General features: G+C 67.7%; 11 protein-coding genes. 10 read left to right on the plus strand and 1 reads right to left on the minus strand.

Annotation, left to right across the window (positions count from 1 at the left end; all coding sequences use genetic code 11):
* Positions 1–57: 57 nt before the first annotated feature.
* From BLV94_RS34325 to BLV94_RS34345, 5 genes are all read left to right on the plus strand, one after another.
* A complete protein-coding gene (locus BLV94_RS34325; RefSeq protein WP_072946405.1) occupies positions 58–576 on the plus strand; it encodes a flavin reductase family protein in 519 nt (172 codons plus the stop codon).
* A gap of 115 nt (positions 577–691) precedes the next feature.
* Positions 692–2,368 carry an FAD-binding protein gene (locus BLV94_RS34330; protein ID WP_072946404.1) on the plus strand — a complete coding sequence of 559 codons (1,677 nt, stop codon included), beginning with the start codon at positions 692–694 and terminating at the stop codon, positions 2,366–2,368.
* Positions 2,369–2,623, plus strand: a complete 255-nt coding sequence (locus BLV94_RS34335) for a hypothetical protein (RefSeq protein ID WP_072946403.1) — start codon at positions 2,369–2,371, stop codon at positions 2,621–2,623. It abuts the gene before it with no gap.
* A gap of 12 nt (positions 2,624–2,635) precedes the next feature.
* Positions 2,636–3,436, plus strand: coding sequence for a mycofactocin-coupled SDR family oxidoreductase (locus BLV94_RS34340; protein WP_072946402.1), 801 nt, complete (start codon positions 2,636–2,638; stop codon positions 3,434–3,436).
* A gap of 2 nt (positions 3,437–3,438) precedes the next feature.
* On the plus strand, positions 3,439–4,269 hold the full coding sequence (locus tag BLV94_RS34345; RefSeq protein WP_072946401.1) for a mycofactocin-coupled SDR family oxidoreductase: 831 nt from the start codon (positions 3,439–3,441) through the stop codon (positions 4,267–4,269).
* A 66-nt stretch (positions 4,270–4,335) separates the two neighbouring features.
* Here the strand turns inward: BLV94_RS34345 and BLV94_RS34350 are convergent, their stop codons facing one another.
* Positions 4,336–5,835 (minus strand): MFS transporter, encoded by a 1,500-nt coding sequence (locus BLV94_RS34350; protein ID WP_072946400.1) that lies wholly within the window; start codon positions 5,833–5,835, stop codon positions 4,336–4,338.
* 463 nt (positions 5,836–6,298) lie between these two features.
* Between BLV94_RS34350 and BLV94_RS34355 the strand changes: the two genes are divergently transcribed.
* Genes BLV94_RS34355 through BLV94_RS34375 form a run of 5 tightly spaced genes read left to right on the plus strand, consistent with a single transcriptional unit; the run spans position 6,299 to position 13,667 of the window.
* Positions 6,299–8,143: a glycoside hydrolase family 15 protein gene (locus tag BLV94_RS34355; RefSeq protein WP_255315003.1), complete on the plus strand. Its 1,845-nt coding sequence runs from the start codon at positions 6,299–6,301 to the stop codon at positions 8,141–8,143.
* Complete coding sequence (locus BLV94_RS34360; RefSeq protein ID WP_083395768.1) at positions 8,140–9,669, plus strand: alpha-amylase family glycosyl hydrolase; 1,530 nt, start codon at positions 8,140–8,142, stop codon at positions 9,667–9,669. Before BLV94_RS34355 ends, BLV94_RS34360 begins: the two co-directional genes overlap by 4 nt.
* Positions 9,666–12,380, plus strand: a complete 2,715-nt coding sequence (locus BLV94_RS34365; RefSeq protein WP_072946398.1) for an MGH1-like glycoside hydrolase domain-containing protein — start codon at positions 9,666–9,668, stop codon at positions 12,378–12,380. Before BLV94_RS34360 ends, BLV94_RS34365 begins: the two co-directional genes overlap by 4 nt.
* Positions 12,381–12,423: 43 nt before the next feature.
* Entirely contained in the window at positions 12,424–12,906 is a 483-nt protein-coding gene (locus tag BLV94_RS34370; protein ID WP_072946397.1) for a nuclear transport factor 2 family protein, read from the plus strand.
* The gene (locus BLV94_RS34375) at positions 12,906–13,667 is read left to right on the plus strand and encodes an SDR family NAD(P)-dependent oxidoreductase (protein ID WP_072946396.1); all 762 of its coding nucleotides are present in this window, start codon (positions 12,906–12,908) and stop codon (positions 13,665–13,667) included. Before BLV94_RS34370 ends, BLV94_RS34375 begins: the two co-directional genes overlap by 1 nt.
* Positions 13,668–13,900: the final 233 nt, after the last annotated feature.

A 13,900-nucleotide genomic window follows, 5' to 3' on the forward strand; every position in this document is an offset into this window, starting at 1 on the left:
CCCGCCTGCAGGAGCCGCGGCCAGGCTGAACGCAACCCGTCGATCCGAGGAGACACGATGACCCGAACCGAAGAACCCGTGCCGCCGGTGGCACGTCGCATCGACCCTGCCGACCTCAAGTCGGTGCTCGGGCACTTCTGCACCGGCGTCACGGTGATCACCGCACACGACGGCGAGAATCCGCACGGCTTCACATGCCAGTCGTTCGTGTCGCTGTCGCTGGACCCGCCGTACGTGTCGTTCAGCCCCGCACGGACGTCGACCAGCTGGCCGCGGCTGCGGGCGAGCGAACACGTCTGCGTCAACGTCCTCGCTCACGATCAGCGGGACGTCTGCGGCACGTTCGCGACCAGCGGCGCCGACAAGTTCGCCGGAGTCGGGTGGTCGCACGCCGGCAACGGCGCCCCGGCGCTGGACGGAGTGCTGGCCCGGGTGCAGGCTACCGTCGAATTCGAGCACGACGCCGGAGACCACACGATCGTCGTCGCACGCGTGACCGGACTGGACGTGCTCAGGGATGTGCCGCCGCTCCTGGTGTACCGCGGCGGGCTCGGCATCTTCACCGCCGCCACCTAGCTCTGTCTCCCGCGCGGCGGCGGTGCCGCTGTCTCCCGCTCCGCGGGAAGGGCTGTGGGAAAAAGCAATTGACACCGGCAGGGTGTGATCGAGACCACTTCGGAAGGTGTGCACGATGAGCGTAGACGAGCAGAACTGGGACCGGGAGGTCGATCTCCTGGTGATCGGCAGCGGTGCGGGCGGCATGACCGCCGCACTTGCCGGCGCCGAGCGGGGGCTCGACACCCTCGTCGTCGAAAAGTCCGCGGTGTACGGCGGTTCGACGGCACTGTCCGGCGGCGCCCTGTGGATCCCCAACTCGCCGATCCTCGTCCGTGAAGGCCGCGCCGACGACCCCGGCGACGTCCGGAAATACCTGGATTCGATCGTCGGCGACAGCGTGCCGTCCGAACGCCTCGACGCGTACATCGAGCAGGGGCCGGCCATGATGCAGTTCTTCGAACAGAATTGCCCGCATCTCCGGTTCTCCTGGTGCGAGGACTATTCCGACTACCACCCGGAGAACGTGGGCGGACGGCCGAAGGGGCGGACGGTCGAACCGCTGCCGTTCGACATGAACCAGCTCGGCGCCGACCGCGAGCTGCAGCGCCCGAACTCCCTCGCTATGCCGGGCGGGCTCTACATGACGTCCACCGAGTTCCGGCACCTCAACATGTTCTTCCGCACCTGGGCCGGACGCCGGACCGCGTTGGGCGTCGGCTGGCGTTCGGTGGTGGCGATGGTGCGGCGCAGGCGGATGGAGACCCTGGGGCAGGCCCTCGTCGGCAGGCTGCGGCTCAGCCTTCAGGAGGCCGGCGTCCCGCTGTGGCTGAACTCCCCACTGAAGGGGCTGATCACGGACGAGTCCGGGGCCGTCACGGGCGCGGTCGTCGAGTCCGGGACGCGGGAACTGCGCATCCGCGCCCGCCGCGGCGTCATGATGGCCACCGGCGGATTCGAGCAGAGCGAGGAGATGCGGAAGCGGTACCTCCGGGAGGGCGGCAAGGACAATTACAGCGCCGGCTCGCCCGACAACACCGGTGACGGAATCGTGGCGGGTGAGCAGGTCGGCGCCGCCGTCGACCTGATGGACGACGCCTGGTGGATGCCGTCGTTCCGGCGTCCGGACGGAATCATGCACGTCCTGGTGTCGGAGCGGTCGATCCCGCCGTCGCTGATCGTCGACCAGAACGGCAAGCGGTTCACCAACGAGGCATCCCCGTACGTGTCGTTCGTCCACGACCAGATCGCAGGCGGTCACGACCCGGTGTGGTTCGTATTCGACTCGAAGGCGAAGAGCCGCTACCAGTTCGGCGGGGTGATGCCCGGGCAGAAGTTCCCGGCGGAATGGTTCGAGACGGGCCTGATGCTGCGTGCGGAGACCCTCGGGGAACTGGCGCAACAGATGAGCGTGCCCGCCGACGCGCTGTCCGCCGAGATCACAAGGTTCAACGGGTTCGCCCGGGCAGGTGTCGACGCCGATTTCGGTCGCGGCGACAGCGCCTACGACCGCTACTACGGCGACCCGCGACTGCCCAACCCGACCCTGGACGAGGTGGACAAGGCCCCGTACTACGCGGTGCGGATGGAGGCCGGCGACCTCGGTACCAAGGGCGGGCTCGTGTGCAATGAGCACAGCCAGGTGCTGAGCGGCAACGGCGAACCGATCCCCGGGCTGTACGCCACCGGAAACACGTCGGCGTCCGTGATGGGCAACGATTACGCGGGCGCCGGCGCGACGATCGGCCCCGCGATGGTGTTCGGCTGGGTCGGGGCACGCCACGCCGCAGCCAGTGCAGGGGCGGTGAGCTGAGTGCTTCCCGTCGAATGCCGGCGCTGCGGTAACGCGGTGCTCGTGGAGAAATACAGCGAGGCGCACACGAGCGTGCAGTGGCTGGGCGACGCCGAGCAGACCTGCCCGGAATTCGCTCTGCGTGCGCAGGAGGGTGAGCACTCGATGTTCGTCCCCACCTGCGGTGCGCTGCGCGGATCGATCGACGACGCGGTGGAGGACGGGCGGGTGGGGATCTCCCTGCGCAGCTACCCGACCCCCGGCCGCCTGGACTAGAGGGGACAACCGATGTCACGGATGGCAGGCAAGGTCGCCTTCATCACCGGTGCCGGAAACGGCATGGGACGCAGTCACGCGGTCCGGCTCGCGGAGGAGGGCGCCGACGTGATCGCCGTCGACCTTCCGTCGGCCGCAGCCGATCTCGACGAAACCCGAAGGCTGGTCGTCGAACTCGGACGCCGAGCGGTCGTCGCCCACGCCGATGTGCGGGACCCGGCGGCGCTGCGGGCGGCCGTCGACGCCGGAGTCGCGGAGCTGGGACCCCTCGACGTCGTCGTCGCGAACGCGGGTGTCTGCGACAACCCCGGCCCGGCCTGGACGATCGACGACGAGATCTGGCACCGATCGCTCGACGTCAACCTCACCGGCGTCTGGAACACGGCGACCGCCGCGGTCCCGGCGATGCGCGACGGCGGCGGTTCCGTCGTGATCGTCAGTTCGACCGCAGGCATCAAGGCGGTGGCCGGGGCGGCCCACTATTCGGCGTCCAAGACCGCGGTGGTCGGGTTGGCCCGGACCCTCGCCACCGAACTCGGACCGCAGTTCATCCGGGTCAACGTGCTGCACCCCGGTGCCGTCGGCACCCGCATGACCCTGAACCCCGAGACGATGGCACGGCTGCGGCCGGACCTCGAGAACCCGTCCCGGGAGGACGTCGTCCCCGTCCTCGCGGCCAACCACATGCTGCCCGTTCCGTGGCTGGACTCGCGGGACGTCAGCAATGCGCTGCTGTTCCTGGCCTCGGACGAATCGCGATACATCACCGGCACACAACTCGTGGTCGACGCCGGACTGACCCAGAAGGTGTAGAGATGACAGGTCGAGTGAACGGAAGAGTCGTCCTGGTCACCGGTGCCGCACGCGGGATCGGCCGGGCGCAGGCACTGCGATTCGCACAGGAGGGCGCGGACGTCGTGGCCGTCGACCTGTGCGGGCCGGTCGGCACGGTGGTGACGCCACCGGCGAGCCCGGAGGATCTCGAGGTGACCGCGAAACTGGTCCGGGACACGGGCCGCCGGATCGTGACTGCGCAGGTGGACGTGCGTGACGGAACGGCGCTCGCGGATGCGGTGACGGCGGCGGCCGCCGAACTGGGCGGGCTGGACTTCGTGTGCGCCACGGCGGGCATCACGTCCTCGGGCGCCGCGCTGGAGCTCGACTCCGAGACGTGGCAGACGATGCTCGACGTCAATCTGACGGGGGTGTGGCAGACGTGCAAGGCGGCGGCCCCGCACCTGATCGAGCGCGGCGGCGGGGCGATGGTCCTGACGAGTTCCATCGCCGGTCTGCGCGGTCTCGTCGGCGTCGCCCACTACACCGCGGCCAAGCACGGGGTGGTGGGACTGATGCGGTCGCTGGCCAAGGAACTCGCGCCGCACCGGGTGCGGGTCAACAGCGTGCATCCCACCAACGTCGACACGGACATGATCCAGAACGACATGGTGCGACGGGCGTTCCGGCCCGACCTCGAGCACCCCACCCGCGAAGAGTTCGCGGCGGCCGCGGTGACGATGAACATGCTGCCGATTCCCTGGATCGAACCGGTCGACGTGGCCAACGCCGCGCTGTTCCTGGCCTCGGACGAGGCGCGGTACATCACGGCGGTCGCCCTGCCGGTCGACGCGGGCAGCGTCAGCAGATGATTGTCGCGGGCAGCGTCAGCCGGTAACACTCAGTCGCGACGCCGGCCGAACCGGCGACCGGGATCGTCACCGACGAGGCGTTCGCCACGGCCGCCGGAACGGAGAACTCACATCCTTGTGGGGCGGAGCCGTGAATTCGGTCTGCACCGACGAGATGGCCTGCTGCGCCGGGCCCGACGGCGACCCGGTGCGGGGCAGGAACGTGGCCGCGACGAGCCCGACCAAGCCGACCGCCGCCAGGACGACCATGGCGAGCGCGTACGACCGCTCGGGGGTGGAGGTGATTCCGGCGACGAGGACAGTGCCGGCGATCGCGGCGCCGAGGGACGAGCCGAGATTCGACACGCTCCGTGACAGGCCGGAAATTTCGCCCTGCTGGTGCTCGCCGAAGGCCGACTGCACGATGTTGACCGACGGGGTGAGCATGACACCGAGACCCAGTCCGATCAGCAGCAGTCCCGGCGCGAACGCCCAGACGTTCGGGGTGCGACTCACCAGGGCCAGCAGCACGGTTGTCCCGCCGATCACGACGAGGAAGCCGGCGAGGATCAGGGTGCGCTGCGCGTGCCGCTTCGCGAACCGTTCGGCAGCGAGGGAGGCCGCCAGCAGACCGGCCGTTTCCGCGGTGAAGATGACGCCGGTCTCGACCGCGTCGTAGTCGCGCACGACCTGGAGGTAGGCCGCGACCACGAATGACACCCCGGTGAGCAGCAGCCACTGAGTGTTCTGGGTGACCAGGCCCAGATTGGAAGTGCGGTTGCGGAACAGCGCCGTCGACAGCATCGGTTCCGTGCCGGCGCGTTCCTTGGCCCGCACCGAGCGTAAGAACCACACCAGCACCAGGGCGCCCGCAATGATGAGGGTGATCATCAACCAGGCGTTGTTGTCCGCGGCGAGGATTCCGGTGACGATCAGGACGAGGCCGACCGCCGAGAGGATCGCCCCGCCGGTGTCGAACGGACGTGTGCGGTCCGGCGGTAGCGGATCGGTGATGTTCCGCGCCAGCACCACGATGATCGCGATGACCAGGGCCTGGAACACGAATGCCGCCCGCCAGCTGATCGCCGAGGTGATGAGGCCGCCGATCAGCGGCCCGGCGGCCGCGCCGATGCCTCCCATCGCGCTGATCGCACCGAAGGCGCGGGCTCGCGAGGTGACCTCGGTGAACAACAGCGTGGTGAGGATGTAGACGGGTGGGATCAGCAGGGCCGTGCCCACTCCTTCGAGGATCGAATTGCCGAGGATGAGAATGCCCAGGCCGGGGGCTGCTGCGCTCATCACGGCACCGACTCCGTAGATGACCAGGCCGACGGTGAAACAACGCTTCCGCCCGTACTTGTCGGTCAGCTTGCCGCCGGGGATCATCAGTGCCGCCATCACCAACAGGAAGATGGTGATCGCAACCTGCACACCTTGCACGCTGGTGTCCAGGTCTTCGCTGATGTCGTTGATCATCACGTTCATGTTGGAGCCGGCGAAGCTGCAGATGAACTGGGCCAGCGCCAGCGGGATCAGAACCCGGCGGAGAGCGGCCGAGCGGTGACCTGCCTCGTTTCGTGGAGCCATCTCGCACCTGTTCCGGGTTGGCGGCCGTGACTTCGTCTCCCGGCGCACAGCCTCATGCAGTGTGCGCCTACGCGTGAATACGCGCCGTGCTCAGGGAATCAGACGTTGAGTGATGGAGTGATGTTACCGCCGGACGAGTTGGTCGGCCAGTGAAAGCGACGCCGGCGGCCCAGCGACCGTTGTTCCCGGGTTCGGCCCCGCAACAATGTTGCGGGGTGGTGAATTCACCTCCATTGCCTACTCGTTCGGAGGACACTTGCCCCGAAGGCCATTTCTCGCTCGTCCTGGGAAGGGAACTCCATGTCCGAGGAGTTGTCGGTCAAACAAGTTGTGGCACAAGGGACCGCGATGGCTCTGGGCCGCGTCGAGGTCGAATCCGGCGGACCTTTCATGAGTGTCGCGACCGTGTCGATGAACACCAAGTAAACAGTACGGCAACTCTTTTCGACCATGCAGGAAACATCTGAGGATGGGGAGATCGGTTATGCGTATCGAGGATTACGGACTCATCGGAGATCTACAGACAGCCGCTCTGGTGGGCCGCGATGGCGCCATCGACTGGCTGTGTCTGCCTCGCTTCGATTCCGCGTCGTGCTTCGCCGCCCTGGTCGGGGACGAACGGCACGGCCGCTGGAGCCTGTCCCCGGTCGGCGAGGCGCGGGTCAGTGCTCGCCGCTACCGTCCGGGGACGCTGGTGCTCGAATCGGATTTCGAGACCGCCGACGGCATGGTGCGCATCATCGACTTCATGCCGCGGCGCGGCGACGGTCCACCCCGGGTGATGCGAATCGTCCAAGGTGTGCGCGGCCGGGTGCCGATGAAGATGGAACTGGTGATTCGCCCCGACTACGGGACCATTGCCCCGTGGGTGGAGCCGGAACCGGACGGAATCCGCGCCACCGCAGGACCGGACGCCTTCCGCCTCTGCACACCCGTGCCCCTGCAGATCAACAAGGGGACGGTCGGCGCCAGGTTCGTCGTCACCGAGGGTGGCCGTGCCCGGTTCGCTCTGTGCTGGCACTCCTCCTTCGAAGACGCGCCGACGATGGAGGACGCCGACTCGGCGCTGGCCCGCACCGAGGCGTGGTGGCGAGAGTGGAGTGGGCGCTGCGTGTACTCGGGCCCCTACCGCGATCAGGTGCTGACCTCCCTGATCGCGCTCAAGGCCATGACCTACGAAAAAACCGGCGGTATGGTCGCCGCGCCCACGACCTCCCTGCCCGAGGACGTCGGGGGAGTGCGCAACTGGGACTACCGCTACTGCTGGCTGCGTGACTCCGCGCTCGCCCTCGAGGCGTTGCTCGCCGCCGGGTATACCGACGAGGCGCTCGCCTTCCGGGATTTCCTCACGCGCGTCGGCACCGGCGATCCGACGAAGATTCAGATCATGTACGGAATCAGCGGGGAGCGGCGCCTCACCGAATTCGAACTCGTCGGCTTCCCCGGCTATGAAGACTCCCGGCCGGTCCGAGTCGGCAACGCGGCATCCGAGCAGTTCCAGCTCGACGTCTACGGCGAGGTCGTCGGCATGCTCTTCGCCGGTGCGGAGATCCTCGGCCGGATCGACCCCCGGCGGTGGCCGCGCTGGCAAAAGCTCATCGAGCACATCGAAACCATTTGGCGCGAACCCGACGACGGCATCTGGGAGACCCGCGGGCCTCGCCGGCATTTCACCCACTCCAAAGTGATGGCCTGGGTGGTCTTCGACCGAGCCGTGCGCCTGGCCGAACGGTTCGAACTCCCTGCCCCCATCGAGCGTTGGAGGCAGGTACGCGACGAAATTCACCGCGACGTCTGCGCCCATGGGTTCGACAGGCAGCGAAACACTTTCACGCAGTATTACGGGTCCGAGGAGCTCGACGCGAGCGTGCTCACCATTCCGCTGGTCGGCTTCCTGCCCGGTTCGGATGCCCGCGTGAGCGGAACGATCGACGCGATCACCCGTGGGCTCGGCCGCGACGGGTTCGTCTCGCGCTACTCGACGGCGCAGACCGACGACGGATTGGCCGGCGACGAAGGGCAGTTCCTGGCATGCTCGTTCTGGTTGGTCAGCGCGCTGGCCTTGAACGGGCGGACCGAACACGCCCGGGCCCTGTTCGAGCGGCTCATTGCCCTGTGCAACGACCTGGGCCTGCTTGCGGAGGAGTACGACGTCCGCCGGCGCCGGCAGGTCGGCAACTTTCCCCAGGCGTTCAGCCATCTCACGCTCATCGGCGCGGCGTATGCCATTGCCGGTGCCGAAGGCGGCGCACAAGTGGCCGATTCCGATCCACTAGGTGTTTCGACGCGCAGGATGACACCGGCATGATCGTGAATGTCACACACGAGGAAGGCGGGCCCGCGGCTTCGCGCTGGCGATCGGCGACTCATCCCTTCCTGTACGAGATCAACACCTGGCCGTGGTTGAACCGGTTGAGCACCGACACCGGTCGTCGCATCGACCTCGGGAGCGTGCCCGACGAGCACTGGGACGCCATCGCGGACCTCGGTTTCGACGCGGTGTGGCTGATGGGCGTATGGGAGCGCAGCCCGGCGGGTGTGACCATCGCGTTGGCCGACGGCGAACTCGTTTCCGCATTCGAGGCGACGCTCGACGACTACACACCGTCCGACGTCGTCGGATCGCCGTACTGCATCCGTGACTACGAGGTCGACTCGAATCTGGGCGGTCGGGCGGGTCTCGCGGCGGCGCGGGCAGCCCTCGCGAGGCGGGGACTCGGCCTGATCCTGGACTTCGTCCCGAACCATGTGGCACCCGACCACCCCTGGACGACAACTCATCCCGAGCGTTTCGTCCAGGGCACCGCGGCGGATCTCCGACACGACGCCACGTCGTTCGTCGATGTCGCCGGCCGGGTGCTGGCCAACGGGCGGGATCCCTACTTCCCGGCGTGGCCCGATGTCGTGCAGCTCAACGCCTTCTCCCCGGACCTGCGGTCGGCGGTGGTGGACACGCTCCGCCGGATCGCAGAGCAGTGCGACGGCGTCCGATGCGACATGGCGATGCTCATGATGAACGACACGTTCGGCCGAACGTGGGGCGCCCGGGCAGGCGACGCTCCCGCCGACGACTACTGGCCGACTGTGATTCCCGCGGTGCGCGAGAGCCATCCGACGTTCCATTTCATCGCCGAAGCGTACTGGGACCTGGAGTGGGCGCTGCAACAGCAGGGCTTCGACTTCTGCTACGACAAGCGCCTCTACGACCGCCTGGTCCAGGGGGATGCCGAGCAGGTGGGCGGCCATCTCCTCGCCGACCGCGACTACCAGGAGAAGCTGGTGCGGTTCATCGAAAATCATGACGAGCCAAGGGCAGCGACGGTATTCGACCCGGCACGGGAGAACGCTGCAGCGGTGGCGACACTCACCCAGACCGGGGCGCGTCTCGTGCACGACGGCCAGATGGAGGGCCGACGCGCACGGCTGCCGGTCTTCCTCGGGCGCTTCCCCACGGAGCCCGTCGACACCGACCGGTCCCTGTTCTACCGCTCGCTGCTGACGGCACTCGGCGACAACACGTTCCGCACCGGCGTGTGGCAGCTGTGCGACCGCTCGGGCAGCCCTGGCAACGACCGCACCGAGGATCTGGTCGCGTGGTGCTGGGACGGCGACCGTCGATGGCTGGTCGTGGTGAACCTGGGCCCCGACACCGCGATCGGCTACGTGCGCGTGCCGTGGCACGACCTGCGCGGCGTGCCTTGCCGGCTCGTCGACCCCACCCACGACGCGGTCTTCGACCGTGCCGGCACCGACCTCTGCGACGGTCTGTACGTCGAGCTCGGTCCGTGGCAGTGGCACCTTTTCCGTATCGACTCCGCAGAGGAGCACACATGAGCAAGCATGCATCCGACGGACGCACCACGGCGGAACACGCCCGCCTCGCCGAGGCCACCGGCCGTGCCGAGGACGACCTGTTCGCGGCGAACCCGTGGTATGAGTGGGGTCCCTACCTGTCGGAGAGGGCGTGGGGCACCGTGCGCGAGGACTACAGCGACAGCGGCGACGCCTGGGAGTATTTCCCCCACGACCACGCCCGTTCACGCGCCTACCGATGGAACGAGGACGGCATGGCCGGGCTGTCCGACATCCACCACGACCTGTGCCTGGCGCTCACGCTGTGGAACGGCGCCGATCCGATCCTCAAGGAACGGATGTTCGGTCTCACGGGCCCGCAGGGCAACCACGGTGAGGACGCCAAGGAGTACTGGTGGTACCTCGAGGGCCTTCCGAGTCACGCACTCCTGCAGTGGCGATACCACTATCCGCAGGCCGAGTTCCCCTATCAGCAGCTGGTCGACGAGAACGCACGCCGCGGCCGCGGCGAATTCGAGTTCGAACTGCTCGACACCGGGGTGTTCGACGACGGTCGCTTCTGGGTCGTCGACGTCACGTACGCGAAGGCCGGTCCCACCGAAGTGCTGGCCCGCATCACTGTCCGGAACCACGGACCCGAAGAGGCCGACATCGACGTCCTCCCCACGGCATGGTTCCGCAACACGTGGCGTTCGTCCGGGAGCGCCGAGATCCCCGGCCTGTCCCTCGACGGGGACGCCGTCGTCGTCGATCACCCGCGCCTGCGCGGCTATCGGCTCGAGGCGGCCCCCGCGAGCGACGGGACGCGGCCCGAACCCTTGTTCTGCGACAACGAAACCAACACCGCCCGGCTGTTCGGTGCGGCACCGATCACCCCGTTCCCGAAGGACGGCATCAACGACCACATCGTCGCCGGCGCAGACACCGTCAACCCCGACCTACGGGGAACGAAGGCGGCGTGGCGCTATCACCTGACGGTTGCCGCCGGGGAAACCGTGGAGCTGCGACTGCGCCTGTGGCGGCCCGAGCCGACCGGCTCTGCACCACAATCGACGATATGGTCGACGACTGCGTTCGACAACGTCCTCGCCCGCCGGCACGCGGACGCCGACGAGTTCTACCGCACCCTCGCCCCGAGCGACATCGATCCCGAACGCATGCGGATCCTCCGGCAGTCGTGCGCCGGTCTGATCTGGAGCAAGCAGATGTACCCGTATCGGATGACGACCTGGCTCGACGGCGATCCCGCCGAACCGGCTCCACCGCCGGGACACCGCAGCGGTCGCAACACCGGGTGGCGGCACCTCGACTCGTTCGACCTCCTGGCGATGCCCGACCCGTGGGAATACCCCTGGTTCGCCGCGTGGGACCTCGCATTCCACACGGTCCCCTGGGCACATCTCGATCCCGCCTTCGCCAAGTACCAGCTCATCGTGCTGCTCAAAGAGTGGTTCCTCCACCCCAACGGCGCCCTCCCCGCCTACGAATGGAGCTTCGACGACGTGAACCCGCCGGTGCACGCCCTGGCCGCACTGCGGGTATTCCTCATCGACGGCGGTGAGGACGTCGAGTTCCTCGAACGTGTCTTCCAGAAACTCCTGCTCAACTTCACGTGGTGGCTCAACCGCCAGGACCCCGACGGGAACAACCTCATCGGCGGCGGCTTCCTCGGGCTCGACAACATCAGTCCCCTGGACCGCTCCCACCTCCCTCCGGGGGTACGGCTGGAACAGGCCGACGGGACGGGGTGGCTGGCCTATTACTCCGCCGCCATGCTCGTTCTCGCCCTGACCCTGGCCGACGACAACGACGTCTACGAGGACATGGTCGTCAAGTTCCTGGAGCAGTTCGCGTTGATCACGGCGGCGCTCGACGAGTCGGGGCTGTACGACCCGAACGATGGATTCTTCTACGATCGGCTCGTCGACGCCGGTGGTAACGCCACGCCGATCCGGGTGCAGACTCTGGTCGGCGTGATACCGGTCCTGGTGGCTGTGTCTGTTCCCGAGCGCAATTCGGAACGGGCGCAACGGCTGAGCAAGCGCTTCGCTCGTATGGTGCGCGCGAAGGGAACGGGCTCGGATCAGTCGTGGCGGGTGCGGACCGCCGACACCGAGCGCCGACTGCTGCTGTCGCTGCTGACGGAGCAGCAGCTTCGAACCGTGCTCGCGACACTCTTCGACGAGGACGCCTTCCTCTCACCGCACGGGCTGCGCTCGCTGTCCAAGCAGTTCGAGTCGCCATACACCCTGCCGGGCACACCGGACGCGGTGATCGACTACCAGCCGGCCGAGTCCCGCACTTCGATGTACGGCGGCAACTCGAACTGGCGGGGCCCCGTCTGGTTCCCCGTCAACTACCTCGTGATCCGGGCGTTGCTGCAGTACGCACAGTTCTTCGGTGACGACTTCACCATCGACTACCCCACCGGTTCGGGGCGACGCCTCACCCTCCGGCAGGTCGCCGACGACCTAGCCGACCGCCTCGTCGGCATCTGGCTGCCGGACGCCGAAGGGAACCGGCCGGTGAACGGCGGCGAGAAACTACTCCAGACCGACCCCGCATGGAAGTACAACCATCTGTTCTACGAGTACTTCCACGGCGACAACGGTGCCGGTCTCGGCGCGTCCCACCAAACCGGCTGGACTGCGCTTGTGGCCGATCTGATCCTCGACCCGCCCGGTCGTAGCGCATGGATCGTCGGATCCGACGCCAATCCTGCCGATCCGTGATAGAACAGGTGTCAGTTTCGGGGGTGGACGAAGGGTGAATGCCGTGGATCTCGAGGCCGTCGCCGCGATCAGCAGGCTCAAGTACACGTATCTGCGGGCCCTGGACACGAAGTGCTGGGACGAGTTCGCCGACACGCTCCTTCCCGACGCGACCGCGAACTACGGCGAGCATCTCGCGTTCGAGTCGCGGGACGCCCTGGTCGCGTTCATGAAGTCGAATCTGGGGCCGCAGACCATCACCGAGCATCACTGCGGTCACCCGGAGATCGACGTCGACGGCGACACGGCGACGGGGCGGTGGTTCCTCTCCGACACCGTGCTGATCCCGGAGCACGACATGGTGCTGCGGGGGGCGGCGTTCTACTCCGACCGCTACGTCCGCGGGCCGGACGGTCGATGGCGGATCGCCCACACCGGATACGAGCGGACGTACGAGGCGGTGATGTCGCTGTCCGACATTCCCAGCTTCCGGCTGACGGCCAACCGGTGGGCAGCCGACGCGCAATCGGACCGAGGGGACTCGTGATGGGGACATTGGACGGCAAGGTCGCACTGATCACCGGCGCCGGGCAGGGCGTGGGCGCCGGGATGGCGTTCGCGCTGGCCAAGGAGGGTGCGCGGATCGCGGTGGTCGGGCGCACGGAGGCGAAACTCGTCGACACGTGCGCCGCCATCGCCGACTTTGGCGGCGTGGCCGAGCCGATCGTCTGCGACGTCAGCAAACGCGATCAGCTGGCACCGATGGTCGACCGCGTCGTGGAGGTGTTCGGCGGGATCGACATCCTCGTCAACAACGCCAACGCGAGCGCGCTCGGACCGCTCCTGGAGATCACGCCGAAGCTTCTCGACCGCGCGATGGCCGTCGGCCCGGTGGCCACCCTGTTCCTGATGCAGCTGTGTTACCCGCACCTGAAGGCGCGCGGCGGCGGCTCGATCATCAATCTCGTCAGCTCGTCGGCGGTGCGCTGGGACACGAGCGGTTACGGGCTGTACGCGGCCACCAAGGAGGCGATGCGCTCGCTCACCCGGACCGCGGCCAGCGAATGGGGCCCGGACGGCATCCGCGTCAACGCCATTGCGCCGCACGCGCTGTCCCCGGGGCTGAAGTGGTGGACGGAGACCAATCCGGAGGAGGCCGCCGAGTTCGTGAAGTCGATTCCGCTCGGCCGGATCGGTGATTGCGAACGCGACATCGGGCGCGCCGTCGTCTTCCTCGTGGGTCCCGACGCCGGTTACCTGTCGGGGGCCACCATCCCGCTCGACGGCGGTCAGGCGCGCTGGAGCTGATCGCACGCGATTGCCGCGAGCTTGCTCATTTCCCTCCCATCCGGTAGGAATTGCTTCGTGCATACGACTCACCTGGTGCGACGCCTGACCGTCGACCTGTGCCGTACGTGCGCCAACATCTGTTGTTGCTGATGGCCCCGGCGCGCGTACCGCGTGCTGTCCATTCCTCGGTAGGCTCCGGCATCCGGTAATTCCTCACGCATCCTCCGCGTTCGCAGGTCCGGGCCGGTGCT

The organism is Rhodococcus koreensis (assembly GCF_900105905.1).
GTDB classification, from domain to species: Bacteria; Actinomycetota; Actinomycetes; order Mycobacteriales; family Mycobacteriaceae; genus Rhodococcus_F; species Rhodococcus_F koreensis.

What these genes read in the sequence shown, in the direction of transcription:
- BLV94_RS34340 (WP_072946402.1), top strand. Translation starts at nt 2,636, where the DNA reads ATGTCACGGATGGCAGGCAAGGTCGCCTTCATCACCGGTGCCGGAAAC.
- BLV94_RS34365 (WP_072946398.1), top strand. Translation starts at nt 9,666, where the DNA reads ATGAGCAAGCATGCATCCGACGGACGCACCACGGCGGAACACGCCCGC.
- BLV94_RS34375 (WP_072946396.1), top strand. Translation starts at nt 12,906, where the DNA reads ATGGGGACATTGGACGGCAAGGTCGCACTGATCACCGGCGCCGGGCAG.
- BLV94_RS34325 (WP_072946405.1), top strand. Translation starts at nt 58, where the DNA reads ATGACCCGAACCGAAGAACCCGTGCCGCCGGTGGCACGTCGCATCGAC.
- BLV94_RS34345 (WP_072946401.1), top strand. Translation starts at nt 3,439, where the DNA reads ATGACAGGTCGAGTGAACGGAAGAGTCGTCCTGGTCACCGGTGCCGCA.
- BLV94_RS34330 (WP_072946404.1), top strand. Translation starts at nt 692, where the DNA reads ATGAGCGTAGACGAGCAGAACTGGGACCGGGAGGTCGATCTCCTGGTG.
- BLV94_RS34350 (WP_072946400.1), bottom strand. Translation starts at nt 5,835, where the DNA reads ATGGCTCCACGAAACGAGGCAGGTCACCGCTCGGCCGCTCTCCGCCGG.
- BLV94_RS34360 (WP_083395768.1), top strand. Translation starts at nt 8,140, where the DNA reads ATGATCGTGAATGTCACACACGAGGAAGGCGGGCCCGCGGCTTCGCGC.